The organism is Paraburkholderia kirstenboschensis (assembly GCF_032806925.1).
GTDB lineage: Bacteria > Pseudomonadota > Gammaproteobacteria > Burkholderiales > Burkholderiaceae > Paraburkholderia > Paraburkholderia kirstenboschensis.
Map to the genome: position 1 here is coordinate 372309 of NZ_CP136512.1, position 25871 is coordinate 398179.

Annotated in this window: 29 protein-coding genes and 3 pseudogenes; 14 read left to right on the plus strand and 18 right to left on the minus strand. The window is 61.1% G+C overall.

The window, feature by feature from the left end; translation table 11 throughout:
- Positions 1-117 precede the first annotated feature (117 nt).
- Positions 118-894 (plus strand): IclR family transcriptional regulator, encoded by a 777-nt coding sequence (locus tag RW095_RS10325; RefSeq protein ID WP_317018886.1) that lies wholly within the window; start codon positions 118-120, stop codon positions 892-894.
- Positions 895-1268: 374 nt separating this feature from the next.
- Here RW095_RS10325 and RW095_RS10330 read toward each other — a convergent pair whose 3' ends face one another.
- The gene (locus tag RW095_RS10330) at positions 1269-1454 is read right to left on the minus strand and encodes a hypothetical protein (protein WP_317018888.1); all 186 of its coding nucleotides are present in this window, start codon (positions 1452-1454) and stop codon (positions 1269-1271) included.
- Between the two features lie 172 nt (positions 1455-1626).
- The gene (locus RW095_RS10335; protein ID WP_317018889.1) at positions 1627-1980 is read right to left on the minus strand and encodes a BON domain-containing protein; all 354 of its coding nucleotides are present in this window, start codon (positions 1978-1980) and stop codon (positions 1627-1629) included.
- A gap of 453 nt (positions 1981-2433) precedes the next feature.
- Here RW095_RS10335 and RW095_RS10340 point away from each other — a divergent pair, with 453 nt between their 5' ends.
- Positions 2434-2832 carry a hypothetical protein gene (locus RW095_RS10340; RefSeq protein WP_128597043.1) on the plus strand — a complete coding sequence of 133 codons (399 nt, stop codon included), beginning with the start codon at positions 2434-2436 and terminating at the stop codon, positions 2830-2832.
- A 365-nt stretch (positions 2833-3197) separates the two neighbouring features.
- On the opposite strand, the gene RW095_RS10345 is transcribed toward RW095_RS10340, so the two are convergent.
- The 3 genes and pseudogenes from RW095_RS10345 to RW095_RS10355 all read right to left on the minus strand — a co-directional run bounded on the left by RW095_RS10345 (position 3198) and on the right by RW095_RS10355 (position 7233).
- The gene (locus tag RW095_RS10345; RefSeq protein WP_317019814.1) at positions 3198-4709 is read right to left on the minus strand and encodes an MltF family protein; all 1512 of its coding nucleotides are present in this window, start codon (positions 4707-4709) and stop codon (positions 3198-3200) included.
- A gap of 235 nt (positions 4710-4944) precedes the next feature.
- Positions 4945-5814: pseudogene (locus RW095_RS10350) on the minus strand (MBL fold metallo-hydrolase).
- A gap of 57 nt (positions 5815-5871) precedes the next feature.
- Positions 5872-7233 carry an MFS transporter gene (locus tag RW095_RS10355; protein ID WP_317018891.1) on the minus strand — a complete coding sequence of 454 codons (1362 nt, stop codon included), beginning with the start codon at positions 7231-7233 and terminating at the stop codon, positions 5872-5874.
- On the opposite strand from RW095_RS10355, the gene RW095_RS10360 reads away from it, so the two are divergent.
- Positions 7212-7496 (plus strand): hypothetical protein, encoded by a 285-nt coding sequence (locus RW095_RS10360; RefSeq protein WP_317019934.1) that lies wholly within the window; start codon positions 7212-7214, stop codon positions 7494-7496. The genes RW095_RS10355 and RW095_RS10360 overlap by 22 nt on opposite strands.
- Here the strand turns inward: RW095_RS10360 and RW095_RS10365 are convergent.
- Positions 7385-7678, minus strand: a pseudogene (locus RW095_RS10365) (succinylglutamate desuccinylase/aspartoacylase family protein); the annotation flags it as partial. The gene RW095_RS10360 and the pseudogene RW095_RS10365 overlap by 112 nt on opposite strands.
- Positions 7679-7789: 111 nt before the next feature.
- Positions 7790-8676 (minus strand): annotated as a pseudogene (locus RW095_RS10370) (LysR family transcriptional regulator).
- A gap of 294 nt (positions 8677-8970) precedes the next feature.
- On the opposite strand from RW095_RS10370, the gene tcuC reads away from it, so the two are divergent.
- Together tcuC and RW095_RS10380 are read left to right on the plus strand one after the other, a co-directional pair.
- Positions 8971-10269, plus strand: a complete 1299-nt coding sequence (gene tcuC, locus RW095_RS10375) for an MFS transporter (protein WP_317018893.1) — start codon at positions 8971-8973, stop codon at positions 10267-10269.
- A 50-nt stretch (positions 10270-10319) separates the two neighbouring features.
- Positions 10320-11102: a substrate-binding domain-containing protein gene (locus tag RW095_RS10380; protein WP_317018894.1), complete on the plus strand. Its 783-nt coding sequence runs from the start codon at positions 10320-10322 to the stop codon at positions 11100-11102.
- Between the two features lie 40 nt (positions 11103-11142).
- Here the strand turns inward: RW095_RS10380 and dctA are convergent, their stop codons facing one another.
- Positions 11143-12465: a C4-dicarboxylate transporter DctA gene (gene dctA / locus RW095_RS10385; RefSeq protein ID WP_317018896.1), complete on the minus strand. Its 1323-nt coding sequence runs from the start codon at positions 12463-12465 to the stop codon at positions 11143-11145.
- A complete protein-coding gene (locus tag RW095_RS10390; protein ID WP_317018897.1) occupies positions 12462-13430 on the minus strand; it encodes a LysR family transcriptional regulator in 969 nt (322 codons plus the stop codon). Before RW095_RS10390 ends, dctA begins: the two co-directional genes overlap by 4 nt.
- A gap of 203 nt (positions 13431-13633) precedes the next feature.
- Between RW095_RS10390 and RW095_RS10395 the strand changes: the two genes are divergently transcribed.
- Positions 13634-13951, plus strand: a complete 318-nt coding sequence (locus tag RW095_RS10395; protein WP_317018898.1) for an ArsR/SmtB family transcription factor — start codon at positions 13634-13636, stop codon at positions 13949-13951.
- A gap of 92 nt (positions 13952-14043) precedes the next feature.
- Positions 14044-15105 (plus strand): alkene reductase, encoded by a 1062-nt coding sequence (locus tag RW095_RS10400; RefSeq protein ID WP_317018899.1) that lies wholly within the window; start codon positions 14044-14046, stop codon positions 15103-15105.
- A 144-nt stretch (positions 15106-15249) separates the two neighbouring features.
- Here RW095_RS10400 and RW095_RS10405 read toward each other — a convergent pair whose 3' ends face one another.
- Entirely contained in the window at positions 15250-15777 is a 528-nt protein-coding gene (locus tag RW095_RS10405; RefSeq protein ID WP_317018901.1) for a GNAT family N-acetyltransferase, read from the minus strand.
- Between the two features lie 132 nt (positions 15778-15909).
- On the opposite strand from RW095_RS10405, the gene RW095_RS10410 reads away from it, so the two are divergent.
- Positions 15910-16557, plus strand: coding sequence for a VTT domain-containing protein (locus RW095_RS10410; RefSeq protein WP_317018903.1), 648 nt, complete (start codon positions 15910-15912; stop codon positions 16555-16557).
- 84 nt (positions 16558-16641) lie between these two features.
- Here the strand turns inward: RW095_RS10410 and RW095_RS10415 are convergent, their stop codons facing one another.
- Together RW095_RS10415 and RW095_RS10420 are read right to left on the minus strand one after the other, a co-directional pair.
- The gene (locus RW095_RS10415) at positions 16642-17103 is read right to left on the minus strand and encodes a VOC family protein (protein ID WP_317019815.1); all 462 of its coding nucleotides are present in this window, start codon (positions 17101-17103) and stop codon (positions 16642-16644) included.
- A 79-nt stretch (positions 17104-17182) separates the two neighbouring features.
- Positions 17183-17440 (minus strand): hypothetical protein, encoded by a 258-nt coding sequence (locus tag RW095_RS10420; protein WP_317018904.1) that lies wholly within the window; start codon positions 17438-17440, stop codon positions 17183-17185.
- A 193-nt stretch (positions 17441-17633) separates the two neighbouring features.
- Here RW095_RS10420 and RW095_RS10425 point away from each other — a divergent pair, with 193 nt between their 5' ends.
- Complete coding sequence (locus RW095_RS10425; RefSeq protein ID WP_317018906.1) at positions 17634-18047, plus strand: hypothetical protein; 414 nt, start codon at positions 17634-17636, stop codon at positions 18045-18047.
- Positions 18048-18197: 150 nt separating this feature from the next.
- Here the strand turns inward: RW095_RS10425 and RW095_RS10430 are convergent, their stop codons facing one another.
- Positions 18198-18419: a DUF2795 domain-containing protein gene (locus RW095_RS10430; protein WP_317018908.1), complete on the minus strand. Its 222-nt coding sequence runs from the start codon at positions 18417-18419 to the stop codon at positions 18198-18200.
- 214 nt (positions 18420-18633) lie between these two features.
- Between RW095_RS10430 and RW095_RS10435 the strand changes: the two genes are divergently transcribed.
- From RW095_RS10435 to RW095_RS10445, 3 genes are all read left to right on the plus strand, one after another.
- A complete protein-coding gene (locus RW095_RS10435) occupies positions 18634-20802 on the plus strand; it encodes a response regulator (protein WP_317018909.1) in 2169 nt (722 codons plus the stop codon).
- Positions 20803-20866: 64 nt separating this feature from the next.
- Positions 20867-21082 (plus strand): FmdB family zinc ribbon protein, encoded by a 216-nt coding sequence (locus RW095_RS10440; RefSeq protein WP_317018911.1) that lies wholly within the window; start codon positions 20867-20869, stop codon positions 21080-21082.
- 86 nt (positions 21083-21168) lie between these two features.
- Complete coding sequence (locus tag RW095_RS10445) at positions 21169-21696, plus strand: low affinity iron permease family protein (protein WP_317018912.1); 528 nt, start codon at positions 21169-21171, stop codon at positions 21694-21696.
- Here RW095_RS10445 and RW095_RS10450 read toward each other — a convergent pair.
- The 5 genes from RW095_RS10450 to RW095_RS10470 all read right to left on the minus strand — a co-directional run bounded on the left by RW095_RS10450 (position 21693) and on the right by RW095_RS10470 (position 24220).
- Entirely contained in the window at positions 21693-22328 is a 636-nt protein-coding gene (locus tag RW095_RS10450) for a ParB/Srx family N-terminal domain-containing protein (RefSeq protein WP_317018914.1), read from the minus strand. The two genes, RW095_RS10445 and RW095_RS10450, sit on opposite strands and share 4 nt — an antisense overlap.
- Before the next feature lie 53 nt (positions 22329-22381).
- Positions 22382-22675, minus strand: a complete 294-nt coding sequence (locus RW095_RS10455; protein ID WP_317018915.1) for a DUF6723 family protein — start codon at positions 22673-22675, stop codon at positions 22382-22384.
- A gap of 166 nt (positions 22676-22841) precedes the next feature.
- A complete protein-coding gene (locus tag RW095_RS10460; protein WP_013591865.1) occupies positions 22842-22967 on the minus strand; it encodes a hypothetical protein in 126 nt (41 codons plus the stop codon).
- Positions 22968-23025: 58 nt separating this feature from the next.
- Positions 23026-23463, minus strand: coding sequence for a GFA family protein (locus tag RW095_RS10465; RefSeq protein ID WP_317018917.1), 438 nt, complete (start codon positions 23461-23463; stop codon positions 23026-23028).
- Between the two features lie 211 nt (positions 23464-23674).
- A complete protein-coding gene (locus tag RW095_RS10470; protein ID WP_317018919.1) occupies positions 23675-24220 on the minus strand; it encodes a DUF4142 domain-containing protein in 546 nt (181 codons plus the stop codon).
- A 296-nt stretch (positions 24221-24516) separates the two neighbouring features.
- Between RW095_RS10470 and RW095_RS10475 the strand changes: the two genes are divergently transcribed.
- Both RW095_RS10475 and RW095_RS10480 read left to right on the plus strand, forming a co-directional pair.
- The gene (locus tag RW095_RS10475; protein WP_317018921.1) at positions 24517-24690 is read left to right on the plus strand and encodes a hypothetical protein; all 174 of its coding nucleotides are present in this window, start codon (positions 24517-24519) and stop codon (positions 24688-24690) included.
- A 72-nt stretch (positions 24691-24762) separates the two neighbouring features.
- Complete coding sequence (locus tag RW095_RS10480; RefSeq protein ID WP_317018922.1) at positions 24763-25848, plus strand: glycosyltransferase family 4 protein; 1086 nt, start codon at positions 24763-24765, stop codon at positions 25846-25848.
- Positions 25849-25871 lie beyond the last annotated feature (23 nt).

The window sequence follows — 25871 nt, forward strand, 5'->3', positions numbered from 1 at the left end:
CCCTGCGAAGGGAGCGGAGCGGCGGGAGTCTGACGATCGTTATGAGCGCAAAGGCCGAGAATTGACGCGTGCCGGACGAACCTCTAGGATGGTCTGCTTCACAGAACGGTATTCGCAATGCGATCGGACGATGCAGACAAAGGCGGAGTGGCGGCGCTTGACCGGGCGTTTGCCATCCTCAGCGTTTTCCAGCCTGGCGAACGTGCGCTTTCGCTTGCCGAAATCGCGCGGCGCACCGGCTTTTACAAAAGCACGATCTTGCGATTGCTGAGTTCGCTCGAACGTGGCGGTTTTATCCGCAGACTTGACGACGGAAATTATTCGATCGGTCCTGAACCGCTCAGGCTCGCGCAGATATTCCAGGAGTCGTTCCACATTCGTGAGGTCATTGAGCCGGTACTGCGGCAGCTATCGGCGGATTCGGGCGAGACGTCGTCGTTTTATGTGAGGCAAGGCGAGTATCGCGTCGTGTTGCATCGCGTGGAGCCGCCTCGGTCGGTCCGCGTGTCGATTCGTGAAGGCGAACGGTTTCCGATTGATCGTGGCGCATCCGGGAAGATTCTCATCGCTTTTTCAAAGCCCTCGCGGGCAAATCACGATGCCGTGCGCGAGCGATTGTGGGCTCTGTCTTATGGAGAGCGCGACCCCGACACCGCAGCGGTATCGGTACCCGTATTCGGTCCAAATAACGAGCTTGCGGGCGCCTTGACGTTGTCCGGCCCGAAAGATCGGCTCGGCGCCAGCGAGACGATGCGAGCCGCGTGCAATCTGTTGCTGACCGCTGCAACGCGGGCGACTGCTGCGCTGGGAGGCGATCACCGCATCTTCGCTTATGGAATGGCGCTGGCCGCGCAGTTCGACTTCCCGCCGCTCACCGAAATCCAGAAGACCTGACTCTCCGGTGACCGCGTACAAGGCGAGAACGGACATGCGAAGAATGGCGCTAGCATCATTGTGCTGATTAGCTGGAGACGGCCGAATTTCGCCTCACGCGACCGGCTTGCGCGCGATCAGCAACGACCAGTGGGTTACGCCCAATACGGCGATTCAGGCTGCCAGGACTGGGCGATTCGTTAGAGAAACGCTCGTCGGATTCGAAGGACAGCGCCACGGTTGCGCCTTGAGAGCACCGTGCTGTTTCAGCCAGTCCAACCTGTTTGCTCCGCCGCGAACAGGCGGCGATGCACATTGCGCAGGTGCACCCGCGTCGCGGTGTTGGCGGCGCGAGCGCATGCGTCGGAATGTTAGGCGAGTGCTTGCTCCTTCCTTCACTGCGGCTGAGCATCCTGTCGCAAAACAATGTACTTACCCGCCAGTTCTTGTGTCGATTGAGGAACCGTCGAGCCGGCTGCCATTGAACCGGACTCGGATCGCTGCGCCGGCGGGGATATCGCGACGCCTACAAGAATTCCTGTCGAGGTGAGGAAGAACGCGGCTAACAAGACGAATGCCATTGTGTTGCCCTCCCGTACGTGAATAGCCCTTGCCGGCTAACGGCCTTGAGTCGGCTGCACCGTTCTCTCACTGAACAGCATGGGCGCCCAACCGTGAGGGGTGCATGTGCGCACACGGTCAATAAACTGCCGAACCTCCGTGGTCACTTCTTCCAATAGCCGTGGTGATGCGTTAGTACCCCTTTGTATAAAGCGACAGATGGTTACTCACCGACGTTACACCCGTCACGCCCGTCGCCACTTCCGAGGCCTGCTGGATCTGAGGACCGTCCGGCACGCTGCCGGATAATGTCACGACACCGCCGCGCGCCTTGACGAATACGTTCGATACGTTGAAGTTGGGCGCTTTCGATAACGCCTTGCGAACATCGCGAGCCAGCTGTTTGTCCGCCTGCGTCGCCTTCCCGGAATGTGCAACCGGACTTGACGCCGTGTGCATGTCGCTGCTGCTTTGCGCGTAGACGTTGGGCGTCGCCGTCAGGCAACTAACCACGACAAGCCGACCTACTACTTCGAGTGCTCTCATAGCGGGCTCTTCCTGTTGTGTTGGACCTATCTCAAGTCAAAGATAGTCAATCTTGCGCGTCGAACATAGCAGTTCAAACGAGTAATGGAAAACCGTGCGGTTGAACGCGGGCTCCCGCGGAGCCGGTCATGCTGACAGCTAAAAGGGCTATATCGACCAGTTTCGAGAGGTTTCAGGGTTCGCATAACGATGAATCTGCCGATGCGGGCCCTCAGGGATGTTGAGGAGAAGCCTATGAGCAACACCAGGTGAGAGTGCCCGACAGCCCCAAACCAGTAGCGGCTTCGCTTTCTGCGTCTTCGATTTGCAAGGGCGAGAACTCGGAGTAAATTGTGTCGCACCTGATATCGCTTTTGCCGTAGCCGCCGCAGTAATGGCCGAGCGGTATTTGCACCGTTCGTCGACGCGGCCGTCGAAGGTCGCTGCCCAGTCACCTCGACTCTGGAGAACCTCATGACAGATATCGCACTCGCACGCAAAAATGCCTGCCTCGCAGTGGTTCAGTCGGTATTGACGGACCTGATCGACGACAGCGACCTGATCAACGCGGCTCTACGTGTTGCGGACTACCTGGCAGATGACCTTGAAGGCAAGATCACCGAGACCGACGCCGTATTACTTGCTGTAGCCGCACTCACTAAAATGAACCGCGCGATTCGTGAATGGGACGACGTGGACGGCAATTCGATGGACGCGATGAGAGTCGCAGGCTTTGTCATCGATGAACAGATGAACGGGTACGACTTTGCAATCCATCCACATGAAACGACTTCATCAGCGGCAAGAATGCATGCACGAGCGGCCGCTGTGATTGGGGCAACGGGATCACCGGTGCGGCACGTTCACCACTGAAGCGCGAGCCTTGCCGATGCGAGCAGGCGTTTCCGCCGTAGGAAACCGGGCGCGGTGACCGCGCGGTTCGCCTGAAATTCAGTGCGCCGCCAGCCGGTCCCTTGGCGACTGTCTGAGCGCATTTGACTAGTTGCGCGATAGCACGGTAGTGAGGAGTTTTCGGAAAAATATTGGCGACCCTGCTAGTGAAGCGCCGCTTTTGGTACCTCAGCCGCGTCAGATTCCGTGATAGGCCTTTGCATAGGCCGCCGTCGAAAAAGGATCGCTCCATATCATCGAACAAAACAATTAAAACATCCGGCGTCAACGCTAGGCCCACGGGGCGCAGACGCAATCCTGACGTGTTCAAAATGTACGAATGATGATTAGTGGCCCAGTTGCTGCGCTGCGTGGCTTCGCTGCGCCTGCGCTTCCATGAGCAGGCGATACGACGCGTAGTACTTGTAGATGTTTCGCACGTAGGTGGTTGTCTCGATGCCGATCTTCTCCGCCACCACGATCTCGACGTTGTTGAACCAGACGTCTGGATTGAGGCCCCGGGCCGCGGCCTCCTTGCGCATCTTCGCGATGTTCCCAGGGCCGGCGTTATAGCTCGCGAAGGCGAACAGCGGGCGATCTACCTCGGAGAAGTGCGCGTCCTGAAAGTAGCGTGTCATGAGTCGATCAAGATACTTAGCGCCGGCATGAATATTCGACTCCGCTATTCGGATGTCCCCGACATTGAGTTCCTTACCCGTAGCCGGCATTAATTGCATGATGCCGACCGCCCCCACCCGGCTCTTGGCCCTCTGATCAAGCTGCGACTCCTGAAAACCTTGGGCTGCCAGCATGAGCGGATCGAAGTCGTATTGCTGGCCGTACTTCGCGAATAAAGCCACGGTCTGTTTAAAGCGATTGAGTTCGGCACTCTCAGCGTTGTTATGGATCTGCTTGATGCCTTGCATATACTGTTTGAGGCGGACCTCCGCGACGCTTTGCTTCGTAATGAAATTGTCGTAGAAATCGCTGATCACAGCTTTCAGCTTGGGGCTCTGTTTGCGGATAGCCCAACCCACATAGCCTCCATCACGCACTGCAATGTTGTCGTGCACCTTCGCTTGCGGCAGCATCTGGGCCCACATCCGCGCCTTCCAGTCATCCACCACCAGGATCTGAAGCAGACCGACGTTCAGCATCTCCATCGCATCCTCGTCCTCGAGCGCATCCGGCAGCAGCACAAGCCGCATGGGCGGCTTGCCGGCTTTCTGGAAGCGGCTATTAACTGCAATCAGACTTTCGTAGTAGCTACTAGAACGGCGCACCTGTACGGTCTTTCCGCTTAGATCGTCAAGCTTCGACAATTCTGGCGATTTCGGCCCGGTCAGTACCAGTTCACGCGTTGGCTTGAGGGCGCGCGCCGTAATGAAGTCGGCCTGTTTTAGACGCTCGTCGGTGACCGTCAGGTTGCCAACGGCGATATCGCCCATGCCGCTGTTGAGGCCAGGCAGCAGCCGATCGCGTGTCGTCGGAATCATGACCACGGTGATCGGACGCTTGTTGAGGCGATCGGCGTAGGTATTGTTGACGTACCGTTCGAAATCGCGCACGAAATCTGCGGTCAACCCGCGTTCGCGGCCTCGGTCATTGAAATACAGCGTACGACTGAAAGGTACGAGCACGCGGATCACGCGGCGTTCGAGCATCGCGTCGAAATCGCCGCGCCAAGGCTTGTTTGTCAGATCGATCCGGCGCGGCGGGCTTGCAGGCACCGGTCTGGAAGGCACGGACGGCGACGAAGCAGGCGAAGCCATGGAAGCCGGCCCAGGCGCGGCGTAAAGCGCGCTCCACGCGCACAGCGCGAACAGGCCTGCCACCGCCCGGAAACGAGCAGAACGCATGATGTACACCGTTGCGGTTCGAAGCCGCCGCGTCAGCGCTAGCCCATGTTGACCGTCGTCCTGCGGGGCTATCGATTTGAGCGGGAAGCCGTTTCAGTATTGGACTCCCACCCTCTTACAGCATAGTTACCTGTGAGAACGGTTCAAGGCTTATCGCGGCCTTCGATGCGTCCTTCGCGGAGATCATGCGTGCTGTATCCACGATGAACTGCGCGGGACGCTCGCTTTCCTTCGCTCACGCATAGCGCCATTCAAAACCTCTCCGACCCGCCGCACGGTCCCCGCCGATGTCTCGGCAAAATGCGCGGCGAACACCGTCGCGCCCGTGTCCGCTGCATGCGCGAGCAGACGCTCGCGCGAAGCGCGGGCCTGTTCCTGATCGAGACAGAACATTGAATTCCATTCGGGCCGATGCACTTGCACCGCGCTGTGCATCACGTCGCCGGAAAAGAGCGCCGTCTCGCCGCGCGAACGAATCTCCATGGCCATATGACCGATGCTATGGCCGAAGGTCGGCAGAAAGCGGATGCCGTCGAGAATCTCCTCACCCGCATCCGGCACGGCACGTGCCTGACCGGCCTCGATGACCGGGAGCACACTGTCGTCGAATACCATCCGCCGCGCCTTCCGGGCTAGCGAAGAAGTCGCGTTCGCGCTCGCCGAACACATACGTCGCGTTCGGAAACACGGGCGCCCAGCGGCCGTCCTGCCAATGCGTATTCCAGCCGACGTGATCGACGTGCAGATGCGTGAGCAGCACGTAGTCGATATCCTCGCGCCTGAAGCCCGCCGATTCGAAGCGTTCGAGCACGGGGTTATCGAGCTTGTCGAACAGCGCGCTGAACGGCCGCGACTTGCCGTTGCCGATGCCCGTATCGACGACCATTGTGACGCCGCCGACTTCCACGACCCACAGATGCGTTTTCAACGGCACGCGCGCGTTGGTGAGATCGAGACTTTCGGTGGCGAAGCGTTCCTCGAGCTCGCGCCCACCTTCATAGCTCCACGCCGGGAACAACAGGTTCGGCGCGAGCGCGAAGCCGGTTTCATCGACACGCGCGATGGTCGCGGCGCCGACGCGATGGACTTGTGAGGCGGGTTTCATGGCAATCCGTTCTCTTCGGTTCGAATGCAGGTTTCAGTATGTGTCTCAGTCCGAGATTCACTGAGCCGTCGCAGCGCGAACGCGCCGGGTCGCCACGGCATAGAGTAACGCGCTGACGAGCGCCGAGACTCCACCGACCAGCGCCAGTGCGTTTCCAAGACTCATTCCCGTCTGGCCCAGCCGTTCGTTCAGATAGCCAACCGACAGCGGGCCCACGCCACCGCTGATCGCATTCGTCATGAAGACGAGCAGCGCCAGCGAACGGCCGCGCATGCGGTTCGGCACGGCGATTTGCAACGGCACGGGCGCAAGTCCCATCGCGATGCTGGCGGTAAATGCGCTCGCGCCATAGAGCACGATGGCAAGGCCGCTGCTCGCGACGAGCGGCATCGCGATGGCGGCGGGCACCAGCAATGCAACGGCGCATGCGGAGAAGCCCAGCACCTTGCGCAAGGTGGTGTCGTCGGTGACGCGCGTGGCGAGCATCCCCGCGCATGCCACACCGAGAATACCGCCGACGATGTACGCAGGTGCGGCCATCTGTCCGACGGCTTTCGGCGCGAGGTGGAAATGGCGCATCAACAAGGTCGGGAACCATGCGGCGTGCGAGTAGAACAGCGTGATCAGCGCGACGTAGGCCGCGAAGTAAGGCAGGCAGAAGCGATTACGCACGAACAGTTCGACTAGCACTTCGCGGAGCGACGGCATCTCGTTCTCCGCATGGGCGCCATGCATGTTCGTTTCGAGCCGCGCCGGTTCGCGGACCGTGAACGCGACGAGCGCGGCCAACAGCAGGCCCGGCAATCCCACGGCAACGAACACCGCTTGCCACGGCGAAAAGCCGTGTGCGCTGAGCCATGCGCTGCCGTCGCCCGCTGCTGCCGCCGACAACAGCATGCCGCCGCCGAACAGCGCGGCGCCCCCGCCTACATACGGCCCGAGCATGAACACGCTACTCGCACGCGCGACGCGGCGCGGCGCGAATATGTCGCTGAAGATCGACAGCGCCGCAGGGCTCAACGCAGCCTCGGCGACCGCCGTTCCGGCGCGGGCGACCAGCAGTTCCGTAAAGTTGGTCGCGAAGCCGCACGCCATTGTCGAAATCGCCCAGATTGCAATGCACGCCGCGATCAGTTTCACCCGGTTGCCGCGATCGACGAGCCTCGCGACGAACACACCTGCCGTTGCGTAGCACATCGTGAACGAAAATCCTTGCAGCAGGCCGATTTGCGTATCGGTAAGCGCGAGCGACTGCTTGATCGGCTGCACGAGAATGCTGACGACCTGGCGGTCCAGATACGAAAATGCAAAGCAGACGAAGAACAGCAGCACGACATACAGGGGATGGCGCACGCTGTCGAAAGACTCGCTGCGCGCGACGCCATCGGCGGGCTGGATTGAAACAGGGTGAACGTTCATATGCGGTCTCCGGCGTTAATGGACTCGGCTCGATCAACTCGATCAACTCGATCAGCTCGATCAGCTCGATCAGCTCAATCGGCGTTGGCTTCCTGAGCGAGCAGCGCGATACAGTCGCCGGGCTCCACGCGTGCAAAGGTCCGCATGCACATGCCGGGAAGTTCAGGCCGGGTATCACGATCAGGCGACCGCGTATGGTCATCGACGGCATGCGCTGCATCAGCTTCATCAGCGCGACGGGTCCTTCGTATTCGTCGCCGTGATTGCCGCCTGTCAGTAGAACGGTCGGGCCCGTACCCGCACCAGCGTTGAGCACGGCGAGCGGGATCGGCACGTGGCCGTATGCCGAGCGGTCGTGCGAATACGGCAGACGCAGCGTCCCGGTTTGAAAGCCCGAGCGTTCGAAGTCGATATCGGTAGCGATGAGCGAAGCGGAAGTGGACATGGCGCGAACAGTAAAGAGCCTAAGGTGTCTTTACTATCGGTGACGAGAAAACGTGCGGCCAATGCCGTTTTCTGCGCCGGGTGATGCCTTGCAGGCATCGCGTGCCGGCCGCTATATCAGCAGGTCGAGGAAACGCTTCAGCGTGGGATTCGCTTCGTGCGCCGCCTCATGTGCGACGAAGCAGAATTCGAGTGGCAGGGAAATCTCCAGGTCGCGCAAGTCGACGAAGCGCACTCGCGCGGGCGGCCGGTCGCGATTCGCGGCATTGACGATGGCCGCACCCATCCCCGCCGAAACCAGCGAAAGGATCGCCGTTTCCGTCGACGCCTCCTGTCTGATATCGAGCGTGAGCCCGCGTTCGGCCAGGCGGACAGCAGGCGATCGTAGTAGGCAGGATAGACGCGACGCGGGAAGGCGATGAACGGCCTGCCGGCGAGTTCATGTGCGCTGACCGCGCCCGCGCTGCCGTGCGGCCACTCTTCCGGCACGGCAAGCACCACCTTCTGATCGAGCACGTGCAGGCTCGCGATGCCTTCCGGCAATGCGCCGAAGCGATAGCAGAAGCCGCCGTCGAGCCGTCCCGCGGCGAGCGCGTCGAGTTGCTCGGGCGTGTTCATCGGCGTGAGTTCGAGGGCGACATTCGGCGCCGCCTGTTCGAAAGCGCTCAACGCGCGCGAAACGATGCCGCTCCACACGGCGTTTTCAACAAAGCCGATGCGCAGGTGACCTTGCACGCCCGATGCGATGCGCCGCGCCAGCCGGTTCGCGGCATCGACGCGCGCGAGGATCTCGCGTGCTTCCGACAGATACGCATCGCCGGCGGGCGTCAGTTTCAGCCCGCGCGGCGTGCGCTCGAACAGCGCGGCGCCGATGGCGTCTTCGAGATCCTGTATCTGGCGGGAAATCGCCGGTTGCGTCACATGCAGCTGCTCGGATGCCGCCCGCACGCTGCGCAACTCAGCAACAGCGATGAAATAGCGAAGATGCCTTAGTTCCATGCTCGTTCCAGCAGATCAGATTGTCAGCAATAATCGCAGAATTGTGCCGCAACCACGCTGCGGAGCCACGCACAGCGCGAGTTTTCTCATCGACGGGCGCTTACGCCGCCGGTAGCTGTGCTGCCCTGTCGCCTGACTAATGCTATGTGCACCGTGAGAGAAGTATCGATTGATAACCATTGCACATCAATCGTTGAAAAGATTGCACTTATCGTTTTGCCGGGCAAGGGCCAATATTCGCGAAACCACAAAGAGCGGACCCCAGCATTTTTCGGGATTTCAGGAGACACAACGATGCACCCCTCGCCCTCTACCCTTTCGCCGGGACATTCAAAGGCCGCGGCGGTTTTCCGCGTAACGGCCGGAAACTTTCTCGAGCAGTTCGACTTTTTCCTGTTTGGCTTCTATGCCACGCAGATTGCCAAGGTCTTCTTTCCCGCTGACAGCGAATTTGCCTCGTTGATGATGACCTTCGCGGTCTTCGGCGCCGGTTTTCTGATGCGACCGCTCGGCGCAATCGTGCTGGGCGCGTACATCGACGACGTCGGTCGCCGCAAGGGCCTTATCGTCACGCTCTCCATCATGGCGAGCGGCACCATCCTGATCGCGTTCGTGCCGGGCTACGCGACGCTTGGCCTTGTGGCGCCCGCACTCGTGCTGGTCGGGAGGCTGCTGCAGGGCTTTTCCGCGGGCGCGGAGTTGGGCGGCGTGTCAGTGTATCTCGCCGAGATGGCCACGCCGGGCCGCAAGGGCTTCTTCACGAGCTGGCAGTCCGCGAGCCAGCAGGTGGCGATCGTCGTGGCTGCGGCTCTCGGCTTCGCGCTCAACCAGTCAATGGACGCCGCGACCATTGCGGCGTGGGGATGGCGCGTTCCGTTCTTCGTCGGCTGCATGATCGTGCCGTTCATCTTCATGCTGCGTCGTAATCTGCAGGAGACGGAGGAGTTCAAGGCTCGTCAGCATCGTCCGAGCATGAAGGAGGTTTTCCGCACGCTGGTCCAGAACTGGACCGTGGTGATTGCAGGCATGATGCTGGTGGCGATGACCACCGCTAGCTTCTATCTCATCACGGTCTACGCGCCGACTTTCGGCAAGACGGTTCTGCACTTGAACACCGCCGACAGTCTGCTCGTGACGCTGTGTGTCGCCGTGTCGAACTTCGTGTGGCTGCCTATCGGCGGTGCCCTCTCCGACAGGATCGGTCGCTGGCCGCTTCTCGTCGCGATGACGGTGCTCGCCATCGCGACTGCGCACCCGGCACTGTCGCTGCTCGCTCACGCGCCGAGCTTCCTCAACATGCTGCTCGCCCTCCTTTGGCTCTCGTTCATGTACGGCATCTATAACGGCGCGATGGTCGTCGCATTGACCGAAGTGATGCCGGCACAAGTACGCGTCGCGGGCTTCTCGCTCGCCTACAGCCTCGCGACGGCGGTATTCGGCGGTTTCACGCCGGCGATCTCGACGGCACTCATTCACATGACGGGCGACAAGGCCGCACCCGGCTACTGGATGAGCTTCGCCGCTGCGTGCGCCCTCATGGCAACGTTCGCACTCTATCGCCGCCGCGCAGCGACGCTGACTCCGGCGCACTGAACTGATCCCGCTCCGCATACAGCTGCACACAATCCGACACGACTACGATCATGAGAAACCTGCTTCTGAAACTGTGCGCCGCGGCACTCGTTGCAACCTCGGCCGCCGCGGCGAACGTGCAAGCCGCCGATCTGCACGTCATGAGTTCCGGCGGCTTTACCGCGGCGTACAAGGTGCTCGGCCCGAAATTCTCAGCCGAGACGGGCAACACGCTCGATACCGCGCTCGGTCCGTCGATGGGCAAATCGCCCGAAGCGATCCCCAACCGGCTGGAACGTGGCGAGCCGGCGGACGCCGTCATCATGGTCGGATATGCGCTTGACGATCTGATCCAGAAAGGCAAGGTCATCCCCGGATCGCGGGTCGAGCTGGCCGATTCCCGCATCGGCATGGTCGTGCGCGAAGGCGCGACGAAGCCTGATATCAGTTCCGTAGACGGGCTTCGGCAGACCCTGCTGCATGCGAAGTCGATCGCCTATTCGGACAGCGCCAGCGGTGTCTATATCGAGCGGGAGTTGTTCAAGAAGCTCGGCATCGAGGATCAGGTCGAAGCGAAGGCGAAGATGGTCCCGCGCATTCCGGTGGCCTCGGTCGTGGCGAACGGCGACTACGAAATCGGCTTCCAGCAGGTGAGCGAGTTGCTGCCCGTCAAGGGCGCGACCTTCGTCGGCAAGATTCCCGAATCGCTGCAGTCAGTCACGCGTTTCGCCGCCGGCGTTCCGGTCAGTGCACAGCATCCGAAAGAAGCGAAAGCGCTCCTCGACTATCTCGCTTCGCCCGGCGTCCAGCCAGAAGTGAAATCCACCGGGCTCGATACCGTTTCCGCTCATTGACGCAAACCTGAAGGAAGGCTTGCTTGATGCGGCCTTCCTGTCACGTACCCGGAGTACGTCTCGCTGAGTCCTCCGCACCGTCCGCGCCGCCTGGCGCTGCCGCTGCCGCTGCCGCCCCGAGCATATGAGCGAGACGCGCACGATCGCACGCACCTTCCCACATGGAAACGAAGATCACTGCGCACGCGTTGCTGATCACGCTCGTCAGGGCGCGCGCCTCGGACATGAAGCGGTCGATGCCCACCAGTAGCGCCACACCGGCTACGGGCAGATCCGGGATGACCGTCAGCGTCGCGACGAGCGCCACCAGTCCGCTACCCGACACGCCCGCCGCCCCCTTTGAGGTGAGCAACATGACCGCGAGCATCATCGCGATCTGCGGCGCGGAAAGCGGCACGTCGCACGCCTGTGCAATGAACACCGAAGCGAGCGTCAAATAGATCGCGGTGCCGTCGAGATTGAATGAATATCCGGCGGGCAGCACGAGCCCCACAACTCCCTTGTCGCAACCGAGCGCCTCGAGCTTCACGATCAGGCGCGGCAGCACAGGCTCTGTGGAAGACGTCGCGAGAACGATGAGCAACTCCTCGCGCATGTAGCGCAAGAGCCGCCAAAGCGCGAAACCATGCAGCCGCGCGAGCGGAGCGAGCACCAGCGCAATGAACAACAGGCATGCCACGTAGAAGGACACCATCAACATGCCGAGCGAGCCGACCGAGCGGATGCCGAAGCGGCCCACCGTGAACGCCATCGCGCCGAATGCGCCGAGCGGTGCAAGTCGCATGATCATCGCAAGGATGCGAAAGAGGATCTGAGCGATGCCGTCGATTAGCGCGAGCGCTGGCCGGCCGGCCTCCGGACAGGAATTCAGCGAAAAGCCGAAGAGCAGCGAGAGCAGCAGCACTGGCAGCACCTCACCCTTGTCGAAGGCGCCGAGCATCGTCTCGGGGATGACGCCCAGTGCGAATGCGACCAGGCCGCCCGGCTGTGCGTGCTTCACATATTGCGCGAGGATGCTCGCGTCCAGACGGTGCGCGTCGATGTGCATACCTGCGCCCGGTCGCAGAACGAAGGCGGTGACGAGCCCGAGTGCTAGCGCCACGGCGGTGAGCAAATAGAAGAGCGCCAGCGCCTGAAAGATCGTGCGCCCGATCGCCTTACCGCTCGCAAGCGACGTGATCCCCAGGACGATCGTACAGAAGACGATCGGAGCGATCATCATCCTCACAAGGCCGACGAAGCCATCGCTGAAGGGTTTGAGCAGCGCCCCCGCTTGCGGTAAAAAATGACCGATCGCGACGCCGAGCACCATGCCCAGCAGCACCTGCACATAAAGCGAACGAAGCGGTCTTGCCGACCTCACGATGCGGTCTTCCTGGCTGGTCGTACTTTCGCGGACGTGTCGACGTCGGAACCATCGCCCCCCTCGACGCCGCCCTGCCTCATCTCGACAATCGTTCTGTGAAACTCCTGGGCGGCCGGAGTAAGCGGACGCCCGCGGCGCCTCACGATTCCCACGCGCCGCTTCACCACCGGTTCGACGAGCGGCACACTCGTGAGGATGGGATGATCGCGGCCGGGCATGGCCATCGACGGCACAGCGGCGACACCGAGCCCCGCTTCAACGAGGCCGAGCATGGTCGTGACATGACGGGTCTCACAAACGCTCGGCGCGCGCGGCGCCACCGCCGAAAGTGCCTGATCGAGCAGCAGACGGTTCCCGGAAGTCTTGTCCACCGAGACGTACTCATGCTCGTAAAGCTCGTTCCAGGTGACGCGCTTTTTACGCGCGAGCGGATGATCGCGACGGCAAGCCGCAACGAAGCGCTCCTGCAGCAACACCTTGAACTCGACCTCGGACTCCTGGCTACCCATGAAACTCACGCCGAAATCGGCCTCACCGCTGATGACAGCGCCAAGCACCTCATTCGCGCTCGAATCCAGCAGCTTCACCCTGATGCGCGGAAAACGGCGATGGTAGCTTGCGACGACGTTTGGCAAAAAATAATACGCCACCGAAGGCACGCAGGCGATGGTCACATGACCCAGCCGGCTAGACGATACATCGCGGATGCCGAGCAACGCGACGTCGAGATCGTCGAGCAGTTGTTCGGCGCTCGGGGCGAACACGCGCCCGACGGTCGTGAGCGTGACGCTACGCGTGGTGCGCTCGAAGAGACGCACGCCGAGCGCTTCCTCGAGTTTCTCAATGCGACGGCTCAAGGCCGGCTGGGAGATGCTGACAGCCTCGGCGGCCTTGCGGAAGCTCCCCAGTTCCACCACCGCGCGAAACGCCTGCAAGTCGTTCAAATCGAAATTGACGCCCACGAGTCATCCTCCACATCCTAGATGTGGACATTTTGCATGACGCGGCTGCGCTTTTTGTATGCCGATAAGTCTTTCCCCTACCGCCAGTAATGCCTCCATGCATATCGTTAAATTCCGATATATACTTCGTTCCGTAGCGATGCAGTTCTGTGGGCCGCAATTCGCCCACGCCTGACCATTGAAGCAGTTCTGGTAGTTGACGAATGAAACGAACTCCCACCGCGCCGGACATCGACGCGATACACAAGGCGCTCGCCAATCCGGTGCGTCGCGAGATTCTTGGCTGGCTGCGCGAGCCGTATTTGCACTTCGCCGATCAGGAACTCCCGCTCGACCATGGCGTATGCGCGGGCAAGATCGACGCGCGCTGCGGGCTCTCGCAGTCCACCGTGTCGGCCCACCTCGCGGCGTTGCAGCGCGCGGGGCTCGTCACGTCGAAACGTGTGGGGCAATGGGTGTTCTTCAAACGCAACGAGCCGGTGATTCAGGCGTTCCTCGAGCATATGAACTCGAAGCTCTGACCGGTTTTGCATCGCCGCTTCCTTCGCTCTTTCGTTGCAATGCAACTATTTTGGGCTCAAGGCGTCCGCGCCTCAGCCAAAGGTGAACATTTATGCCGACTCTTTTCGATCCGCTGCAAATTGGCGACCTGACGCTGTCGAACCGCATCATCATGGCGCCGCTCACGCGTCAGCGCGCCGAGGAAATCCGCGTGCCGAACGCGCTGATGGCGAAGTACTACGCTGAACGCGCAACGGCGGGCCTCATCATCAGCGAAGCCACTTCCGTGACGCCGCAGGGCGTCGGTTATGCCGAGACGCCGGGCATCTGGTCGCAGGAACAGGTGGAAGGCTGGAAGCTCGTCACCAACGCAGTGCATGCCGCGGGTGGAAAGATCTTCCTGCAACTATGGCACGTGGGCCGCATTTCCGATCCGCTGTTTCTCGATGGCGAATTGCCGGTCGCGCCGAGCGCGCTCGCGCCGAAAGGCCACGTGAGCCTCGTGCGTCCGGAGCGCCCGTATGTCACGCCTCGCGCACTCGAACTCGACGAAATCGCCGGCGTCGTGCAGGCATTCCGCAAAGGTGCGGAAAACGCGAAAGCAGCAGGCTTCGACGGCGTTGAAGTGCACGGCGCAAACGGCTATCTGCTCGACCAGTTCCTGCAGGACAGCACCAACAAGCGCACTGACGCCTATGGTGGCCCGATCGAAAACCGTGCGCGTCTGCTGCTCGAAATCACCGACGCGTGTATCGGCGTGTGGGGCGCAAATCGCGTCGGCGTGCATCTCGCGCCGCGCCGCGACTCGCACGACATGGGCGACTCGGATCCGGCCTCGACTTTCGGCTATGTCGCTCGCGAGCTCGGCAAGCGCAAGATTGCGTTCATCGCCGCGCGCGAAGCATTGGGTGAGGACCGTCTTGGCCCGCAGTTGAAGAAGGAGTTCGGCGGCCCGTACATCGCGAACGAGAAGTTCACGAAGGAAACCGCACAGCAAGTACTCGATGCAGGCGAAGCGGACGCGGTGGCTTGGGGCCAGTTGTTCATCGCGAATCCGGACCTCGTGCGCCGTTTTGCGACCAATGCGCCGTTGAACAAGCCGAATCCCGCCACGTACTACGCACGTGGCGAGACGGGTTACATCGATTACCCGGCGCTTGAAACGGTGGAGTAAGCGCAAACACGCGGCCGTGAAAGCAGCCGTAATACGGCTGTAAAACGCAGCGAAAAGCGGCGGGCGTCATCGGAGAGTGAATCTCCGGCGGCGCCCGCCGCTTTTCTCCGTCTGCGGCGGCGCTCGCCTCCATACGGCAAACCGTCAGCCAAGATCGCGCCGCATGAACACGCGTTTCGACTCGTCGAGACCTCGTGTGATATGTGCATCGCGCCGTGCGCGTAGAGCCGTGTCGAGTTCAGCTTCTTCTATATCGCGGAAACCAAGACGCCGGTAATACGGTGCATTCCAGGGCACTTCGCGATACGTCGACAAGACCAGTTGCATGATCTGTTGCGAGCGCGCCAGTTGCGCGACCTGCTCGATCAGCGCCGCGCCGATGCGTCGGCCGGCATGCGACGTCAGTACATCGAGTTCCTGGATGTAGATGCGCGCGGGCTGCGGCTCGAACATCACGAATCCGACGCATGTTCCGCCGGCATTCACCGCCACGATCAACTCCTGTGCCGCGATCTTCCGTTCCACGAGAGCGAGACTCATTGGCCGCGCATCCGCGATACCCGACATGCCGACGCTGACAAAGCGCAAGCTTGCCTCGAATTCGATCGTGCGAACCGTTTCGGAATCGTGGGGCGCGGCAGGACGGAAGGTCACATCGGCTAACTGTTGCATGGTGCTTGACGGTTGATGTTCGGCTCGTTCACGGATGCGACACGCGATATTGCCATCGACGCGGCCAAATACACAAGTATCCGCTCGGCCGCGGGACTACACTGCTGAACATCCGACTACCATGGGGCCAGCATGCAACTCATGCAAATGCTGCAGATCGCTCTGCACTTCGATCAGCACCTGAGCAGCCTGATCGTGCAATACGGCACAGCCGTGTATGCCATGCTGTTTATCATCGTGTTCGTCGAAATCGGTTTTCTGCCGCTATTTTTCCTGCCGGGCGACCCGCTTATTTTCATTTGCGGCGGTCTGTCAGCGACCGGCGCGTTGAACGTCTGGCTCGTGATTCCAGTGCTATTCGCGGCTACGGTGGCGGGAAGCATCGTCGACTATGCGATTGGCCGTGCCATCGGCGAAAAGGTTTATACGGCCAACTACCGCTGGCTCGACAAGAATGCGCTGCGCCGCGCGCATGCTTTCTACGAAGCTCGCGGCGGACTGACTTTTCTGTTATCGCCATTCATTGCCGTGGTGCGTACTTTCGCGCCGTTCGTCGCCGGCGTTTCGCGCATGACGTTCGCGCGATTTGTGTCGTTCGTGACCGCGGGCGCGGCACTGTGGATCGGATCTCTCGTCGCGGCTGGCTACTTGCTCGGCAATGTGCCGCTCGTGCGCGATCACATGAGTTCGATCGTGCTGCTAGGCGTCGCGCTCGGCGTCGGATCGTTGATCGCAAGCGCGCTGTGGCGACTCGTCAACGGCCGCTCGCGGGTTCAGTGAGCCAGGGCTTTCAGATTACTTCCTGCGCTTCTTTTCCAAGCGCACGAGATTTGCCGCTCCACCTTTCATCCCCCGCGTTCATCGTTATATCCAGCCTTCGATTTTCAGCCCGCTCGCGCGTTCGGCTTCTTCCCGCGATACAGCGCGCACGGTTTGTCCGAAACTCCAGATATGCCCCTCCGGATCCCGCGCCGCATAAACCCGGTCGCCGTAAAACTGATCCGCGGGTTCACGGGTAATGACCGCGCCCGCGGCGCGCGCGCGAGCACAATGTTGGTCGATACCGTCGCGTAGCTGCACATGCACGGACTGTGTATTTTTCCCGCTCATAGAAACCGGACTCACGGAGTCTGCCGACCATTCACGGCTGATCATCACGTAGCTGTCGCCGAAACGCATTTCGGAGTGTGCGAGTTGTCCGGCGTCGTCGGTAATCACGAGTTGCCGGGTGAAGCCGAAAGCCCGTTCGAGCCAATCAAGAGCGCCCAACGGGTCTTTGTAATAGAGCGCCGCGCCGAGTGACGGTCGATGCAAAGATTCGCTCATGACATCCCCTTGCAGGCTCAGCAAACGCAATTTGAATGACCGCGGACTCGAACCGCGCATGCACTCGAAGGCTCGCGCGCTATTGACTGGCGGAGGCAGCGGGCGCAGCGCTGCTGGGCTGGCTCGTGCCGCCCGCGGCTGCGGCATCGCTCGCGCGCTTGGCGGCGTCGCTTTGGCCACTGGTTCCGTTCGCGCCCGCCGAATTGCTCATCACGCCGCTGCTCGCGGAACTCATCGTGTCCTTGCTGGTGTTGTCCTCTTTCTTGCAGCCAGATGCGCCTACGGCCAGCGCCGCAATGGATATGGCGAGTAACGCGCTCTTCGGATTGCAATGCATGATGTCACCCGTTCGGTTTCGATTCGCCGTCGCGCGAGGCGCGGCATGACTTTGTGTCGATAGCAGGACGTAGCAGCATCGCCTGTGCCTGGCGCAACTATGCGCTCGCCCCACGCGGCGAGGCAAGCGGTTTGCTTCGCCACTAGTCATACCCAAAATGAAACATACACCGCACACCGAAGGAGAACCGATCATGCTGCTTAGCGACGAAGAACTTGCGCGCCTTGACGGCGTTGCGCCGTTTCTTGAGAGCGAGGCGAAAACTTCGCTCAACTTCGCACCGAGATACGAAGTGACGGCTGAATTCGAGGCGCATCTGCAGCCCGGATTGCGAATCCGCGCCCCAGCGCCGGAGGTGGCATCTGAGGACCCCGAAGCGCCGCCGTATCCGTTGAACCTCTTCGTCGGCTTGCCGCTTGACGAGCTGCGCAACCTCGCCTACGCGGACGACATGACGCGCGAGACGATGATTGCACGCTTCGGCGCGTCGTTTACCCCGCGCCTGCTGCGCGCAATCGAGAAAGAAACGCCGGGGGCGATCAATCTCGATGCAGGTGTTCAAAACGATTCAGGCACGCTGTCGGTGATGCTCGGCGAGCCAGAGTAAGCGTGATCGCGCGCATGCGCGAGATGCACGCCGCGGATTCCTTGACTAATGCCTTGGCAATACGCGGACAAATACGTGTATTTACTTCCCCGACGCTTGCACATTTGACAGCGGATGCCGCGCGTCGCGTGCGGGTTCGTCTGCCGAGCGCTATTCGTTGCCCACGCCTTTCGACACCTCAGCGGGGCTGCCGTACTCCTGGTCCGGCAAGCGTTCGAGTGCATCGAGCACCTCGTCGTCGGCGCCATTGCCTTTCGCGGTGTCCAGCAGGCTCGCCTTGTCGGCGGGATACGACGCACCCTTCAGCGCCTTTTGGACATCGATGAATTTGCGGATCGAACCGCCATTCGAACTTGAATTTGACGTCGCCATGTGACTCTCCTTGATTTGCCATGCCGCGGCTAAGCATTCAGCATCGCGCGTTCCTCGCGGGCGCCCGGTGCCTTGGTGTGCTCCGCTGTCGAAGGCACGAGGCGGTTCGTCTACCGACGTAGCAGGAATGAATCTGGCTCGACAGTTGCATTGGAAGGGCCGCCGCAATCGGGGCGGCCCACTTTCTTCACCATAGCAAGCAAGGGATCTTGCCGTGAGCACAGCGGACCGCGAAGCCATTCTCTTCAACCAGCAAGCGATTCTGGCCGAATTCGGCGAGCTTGCGCTTCGCTCCGACGACCTCGATGAAATACTGTGCGAAGCGTGTCGTCTCGTCGCTCAAGCGCTGCAAACGGACATGGCGAAGGTCATGGAATTGCAGCCCGACCGCATTACGCTTCTCGTGCGCGCCGGCGTCGGCTGGCCACCGGGCGTGGTGGGCCATGCCACGGCGCGAGCGGAGCGCGGCTCGTCCGAGGGTTACGCGCTGCAAACGGGCAAGCCCGCCATTTCGCCCGACATCGCCAATGAAAAGCGCTTCCGCTATTCGCAGTTCATCGTCGATGCAGGGGTGAAGGCGCTGATCAACGTCGTCATTCTCGGCGGAAAAGAACGGCCTGCATACGGCGTGTTGCAAGTAGACAGCCGTAGGCCGCGCGACTTCAATGACCTCGACACCGAATTTCTGCGCTCGTATGCGAACCTGCTCGCCGCCGCGGTCGAACGGCTTCGAATCGCTGCCGAGACACGCAAGCACGCGGTTTCGCTGCGCGAGAGCGAAGAACGCTACCGCATGCTTGCCACGCAGATACCGCAACTGGTGTTCACATGCCGGATTACCGGCGAGCGCACATGGGGCAGTCCGCAGTGGATCGAATACAGCGGCATTTCAGAGCAGGACAGCCTCGGCTTCGGATGGCTCGATGCGGTTCATCCCGGCGATCGCGAGGCGACCATGGCGGCGTGGAGCATCTGCGGGGAGAAAGGAGAATATGCAGTCGAGCACCGCATCCGCCGCGCGTCCGATGGCACGTACCGCTGGTTCCAGACCCGGGCCAAGCCGGTGCGCGCCGAAGGCGGCATCGTGGCATGGCTCGGCACATCGACCGATATCGAGGACCAGGTTCGCGCACGCGAAGCGCTCGAACGCGGCAGCGAGGAGCTCGAAAGACGTGTATCGGAGCGCACCGCAGAATTGCAGCGGGCGGTGGATACGCTTCATCGTGAAAGCCGCGAAAGATCGCGCGCGGAAGAACGTTTGCGCCACAGCGAGAAGCTCAAGGCCATCGGCCAACTCACCGGCGGCATCGCCCACGACTTCAACAATATGCTGCAGGCCATCATGAGTTGCCTGAGTTTGATTCGGGTGCGCATGCAGCAGGGCCGGCCGACCGACGTCGTGACGCTCGTCGAGCGGGCGGAACAAGGCGCAAGCCGTGCGGCGACATTGACACACAGGCTGCTCGCGTTCGGCCGCCAACAAACGCTCGAGCCGCGTCTCGTGAGCCTCGATGCGATTGCGCACGACATGGAGGACATGATCCGCCGCGTCGTCGGCTCGGGCATCAACCTCGAACTGAAACTCGGCGACGGGACGTGGCTAGTATTGTGCGACCCGAACCAGATGGAAAGCGCGCTCGTCAATCTGTGTGTGAATGCGCGCGACGCGATGCCGGACGGCGGATGGCTCACCATCAGCACGAGCGAAGTCATATTGACCGAGACAGAGGTTGCCGGATTCGAGGACGCCCAGCCCGGACGTTACTGCTGCATTGCGGTGTCGGACACGGGAACCGGCATGTCACCGAAAATCATGGAGCACGCGTTCGAGCCGTTCTTCACGACAAAGCCGTCGGGCCAGGGCGTCGGTCTCGGGCTAAGCCAGATCTACGGCTTTGTCCGGCAATCCGGCGGAATCGTGCAGATGGAAACCGCCCTCGGCAAAGGAACGACCGTACGTCTGTGCCTACCCGCCTCCGTGCAGAAGGAAGATATGGAAGACGAGTACAAAGGTCCCGCAAAAACCATCGTACTTGTCGAAGACGAAGAAATCGTGCGGGAAGTCACCGCGGAGCAATTGAGGGAACAGGGCTACCGGGTACTGGAAGCGGACAGCGGCGCCGCTGCACTGCGGCTCCTGCATGCGGGCGCGCGTTTCGATCTGCTGATCAGCGACGTCGCTCTGCCCGGCACGATCAACGGCCGACAAATTGCGGAGGCCGTGAGGCAACGGTATCCGTCGATGCCGGTTATTCTCGTCACCGGCTATGCGCCAGGCGATGCGCTCTCCGACATGGAAGTGATCCGCAAACCCTTTTCTCCCGAAGTACTCGCCGACCGCGTGCGCGCAAAGCTCGAGCAGTTGCGCACCGATGCGGACTAAACTGTTTACTTCAACCCGCGGTCAGTAGACGCGACGGCCCACCGACCCAACAGAGCCACACGCCATGCCAGTTTATGACTATGAGTGCGCCGAATGCGGCGGTTTCGAAACGGTGCGCCGCATTGCGGAGCGGGATGAACCTGCGGCGTGCCCTCGGTGCGGAGCTACCGCTGCACGGGTGGTGATTGGCGCGCCTTCGCTTGGCGGCGGCTCGGCAGATGCCCGCGAGGAAACCGGAAGCTATGGCATGCGGCACCTCGGCGGATGCTCCTGCTGCTGAAAGCCCAACCAGAGAATACCGTCTGCCGCGAGCTACCGGCACGCAATGTGCTACTTCTTGGTCAAGAGCAATTCCCGGAGGAAAAGATGCGACCAGGAGAAGCCCGCTCAAGCGCGGATAGCATGGACACCGTTCCGCCGACGTCCAGCCCTGCCTACGCAGCGCGCAATCCCGTCACGCGCGCGTTCGACAATTTCGCGAGTTCGGTTACGCGGCTTGCCGGCTCGCCGATTGCATTCGGTATCGCGGTTATCACGGTCATCGTTTGGGCGGTCACGGGACCGCTCTTTCACTATTCCGACGCCTGGCAACTCGTCATCAACACCGGCACCACCATCATCACTTTCCTGATGGTCTTCATGATCCAGCAGAGTCAGAACAAGGACAGTGTGGCGATGCATCTGAAGCTCAACGAATTACTGGCTTCGCATCGCGCGGCGAACAATCAGTTGATCGGTATTGAAGACGCATCCGAAGACGACCTTCGCCGTTTGGCCGAAGCATATCTGCGGTTGGCGAGCCGGGTAGGCACACGAGGCGAGCACACCGTCGACGTGGACGCCTGCGTGAAAAAAACCACTGCCGGGAAGGCGAAAGAGAACGAACGCGCTTAAACCTGCGCCTCGCCGGAACTGGTCGCGGCGCCGTGTTCATCATCGGCGGGATCGATATAGCCGGGCAGGCCAAGCGCCGCCTGGCTTTTCGCCAGTTCAACCGCTCGTTGCACCAGTGCATCGTATTCCGAGGCGTTTGCGGGAAGCGGAAGCCTCTGACGAAACAGATCCGCCCAACGGAATTCCGCCAAAGGCACATTCGTTTGCTGATAACCGCCGGCATCGCGCACCGAAGCGGCGAGGCTGCGAAACTCGTCGTCGATCATGTCCCATACGTGCGGCGGCATGTCGGCAAAAGACACCCGCTGGCCTCGATGATCGTACGGATACGTCCAACCATTGTTCTCGAGCGTGAGCCAGAATTCGGCCGTCGAGTACGTGGACAGATCTCTAATCAGCACGACAGGTACCGACTTTATGTCAGCCTGCCAAAGGGCCCCGGCGACGTGGTGATGATCGATCGCGTACGATTCGCCCCGAGGCCCGAGGACGATCGGGACGGGTTTCCCGGCAATGGCCATGTCGAGGTCGTGACCGGACAGCGATTGATAGAAGCGCGTTTTTTCCTCTACCTCACGCAATCCGCGCGTGACTTGCGTGGGGCGCAAACGCTCGATGTCCAGCGTCTTCATTCATGTCTCCATTGTTTTTGTCGGAACGGCATGAGCTCGGGCCGCTTGGCGGCTCAATATTCCGGGTTCAGAAGGTCCGCCGCGACGACTTCCGCGCCTTTGCGCGCAGCGGCCTCACGTGCTTCCAGCGCGGTTTCGAACGGACCGATCATCGGCGCGCCGTCGTACGGAAATATCAGCCGGTCATCCGTTGTCCGTACGACCTTCAGGTCGCCGGTAAACGTGCCGGTCACGGTGCGCCGATACGTCGGGTAGATTCTGTAATCGCTGGCGGTAATGGCTATACCGTCGGGCGATGCCGGGTGCCGCAGCGAACTATTGTGAAAGTGCAACTTCCTTCTCACCATCTCGATTCCTGCAATTGCGAGTCGACTGTTTCAGGGGCGAGGAAAAACGCGCGTAGGCATGCCTCAAACGCAGGCGCGGCGCACATCGAATGCGCGCCGCGCCCTCTCCCGCCGAACGGGACATCAGCGCCCGAAATCAGACGCCGGTGAAACGTTCAGCAGTCGATCAGGGCTGACGTTGGCCGCCCTGGTGCTGCGGCGTCTTCTGCTGATTCTGCTGTTGCTGCCCGTTCTGCTTACCCGCATTCTTCGGATTACCCGGTTGTGCATTGGATTGCTTCGGATCGCTCATTTTCCGCTCCTTCATTCACGAAAGTAGTTCATCGAGGTACTGCCCACTGCTTGCCAGGCTACTCGGGACTCTCTTCCTCATATTCAGTGCGAATGCCCTGCGGCAGCCAGGGTTCTTTATGACAGCACCATAATTCGTAGGTCGGCTCATAAAGGCCGACGCTATCGAACGCGCCTAGGGGTATGTCGAGTTCATCGCTTCCCACGTACTCCATGAACGCGACCGACCCGCAGGTCGGACAGAAATATCGTCTGCCTTCCGGCGAGCTTTGCCACACATGGACCGGTCCGGAGAATTCAACGGCGTCGCGCGCGAACATCGCATACGCGCCGAAGGCACTGCCATGCACGCGACGGCAAGTCATGCAATGACACAGGGAGACGCGCCTCGGCTCTGCACTAATGTGAAATCGCACGGCTCCGCATGCGCACCCACCGGTCTGCGCGACCTGCCCGGCCTGCCCGCCCGATGAGCGCTGTACGCCCTGAGTGTCCATGTCGCTCTCCCGACACGATGTTGCGATAGCCTTCGACTACTTGTTGCCCTTTCTGCATATGTGCTGCCCAGACTTGCGACCCCGATTCAACGAAATGGCGGCCGCCTGCCTGGAAAGGGCAGCACGCGACGTGCCACGCGGCGGAACGCCCACTTAACAGTCGGGTGCGACTCGGGCGCTCACGTCGAGCCCGAATCGCGGGACAGCAACATTACTGCTGGGTCACGCCCTTCTTGGCCGCAAGTTGTTGAGCATGCTGGTAATGCTCCTTGATGGTCGGCAACGCCTTCTGCGCGGCCTTCTTCAGATCGGCGTTCTGGCCTTCGGCAATTTCCTTTTCGAAGGCAGCAATGGCTTTCTTGTGTCCTTCAAGACCGACCTTCTGGATATATGCCTGATCGAATTCCTTGCCCTTCAGGGGCTTCAATGCGTCGAGGACACTCGGGTCCGAATTGTCCTTCGGTACTTCCACGCCATGCGGCGCGGCCATCTTCAACTGGACGGTCAGCTTGGTGTGATCGAGCATCATGTGATGCGCAAACGATTTCACATCCTTGTCGCTGGAGTTGCTAGTCGCGAGTTTTGCCGCGTCGATCTCCGTCGACGAAGACATCGAAGCGGCCTGAACGAAGTCCTTGTCCACCTGTGCGAGCGGGTTGGCGGCGGTAGTGGAAGCGGCTTCTGTCTGCGCGTTGGCGGCGACCGGAAGCAGGCTGAAACAACCGCACGCTACTGCAATTACTGTCATCTTTTTCATGCGTTTCCTCAGTGATTTTCGAACGGGGTAGCCAAAGTGGCGCAATGTTCGTTGCGACATCGGTGACGCAGCAACCGCCATGCCGCTGCGCTGCCACGAGGCGTTTTTATTTGCCGGTGCCTCAACGCTTTCCCACGACGGCTCCATTTCCAGACGGACAAATTTCGCGGCTTTCTCGCAACGATTACAAGTGCGCACGACGAAAGGCCGCCCCGTCTCATCGCCTCGCCGATGCCAGCCGGGAGCGGCCCTTGCTCGATACCTGTTGCCTTCCAACCAACCCACGGGAGAATGCAATGGCGACGAAACCGAATAGTCCAGACGACACTGCACCAAGCGAGAGCGCCGATCAATCTGGCGAAGGAACATTTGAAACCGATGTGTCCGAAACCGGCGACGACGGCACCACGGTCCGGCAAGCGGAAGTCAAGGAGGACGACCTGTCGGAAGTAAGGAAGGACAACTCCTGAAGCCTGCAACAATGGCCGCGTTCGCATGTGCGGTGAACGCGGCTGCAACCCAACCTAGGACACGACTGCTCCGTGAGAATCGCTCAAGTCGCCCCTCTTTACGAATGCGTCCCACCCTTTGCTTACGGCGCCACCGAGCGCGTAGTTTCCTATCTCACTGAAGAACTCGTTCGGCGAGGCCACGACGTCACGCTGTTCGCCACTGCCGACTCGAGCACGGCTGCACGCCTGGTGCCGATCTGCGAGCGTGGACTATGGCGCGATACGGCCGTGTGGGACACGCTTACGCACCATGTGAGGCAACTGGCGCGTGTCGCGGATCTCGCCAATGAGTTCGACGTCGTGCATTTTCACGGCGATCCGCTGCACTTTCCGCTCGCACGGTCGTTACCGTGCAAGTCGCTTACCACGCTGCACGGGCAATTGCTGCCTGTGGATCACGGGCCGCTCTTTCGCGAATTCCCGTCTGCGCCGCTAGTGTCGATTTCGGACGACCAGCGCAAGCCGGTGCCGTCGGCCAACTGGCAAGCGACCATCTATCACGGTCTGCCGCTCGACGAATTCGAGTTTCAGCCGAACCCTGCGTCGTATCTGCTGTTTCTCGGCCGTTTCATGCCCGGCAAGCGGCCCGACCTCGCCGTCGAAATCGCCAGGCGCGCCGGACTGCCGTTGAAAATGGCCGGCAAGATCCACCCCGGCGAGCGGGAGTACTTCGCACAGCAGATCGAACCGCTGCTCGCATGTTCGCGCGACTTCACCGACTATCTCGGCGAAGTCGGCGGTGAACTACGCAGGCAACTCATCGCCAATGCGCGGGCGCTGCTGTTTCCGGTGGAATGGGCAGAGCCGTTCGGCATGGTGATGATCGAGGCAATGGCATGCGGCACGCCGGTGATTGCATTTGGACGGGGCGCGGTACCCGAAGTGCTGACGCATGGAATGAACGGCTTTATCGTCGATAACATCGAGCAGGCTGTCAGCGCGGTCGCGCGCATCGGCGAAATAGATCGCGCGCAATGCCGCCGTTCGTTCGAGCAGCGCTTCACGGCCGAACGAATGGCCGCCGACTATCTGCGCGTCTATGAACAACTCCTCGCAGGAACGCGTGCGGCGCTGCCGGCACCGCATACCGGTGCGGATGCACAACTGTTCGGCTAGGAGGCTGCCGGGCCGAATCAAGG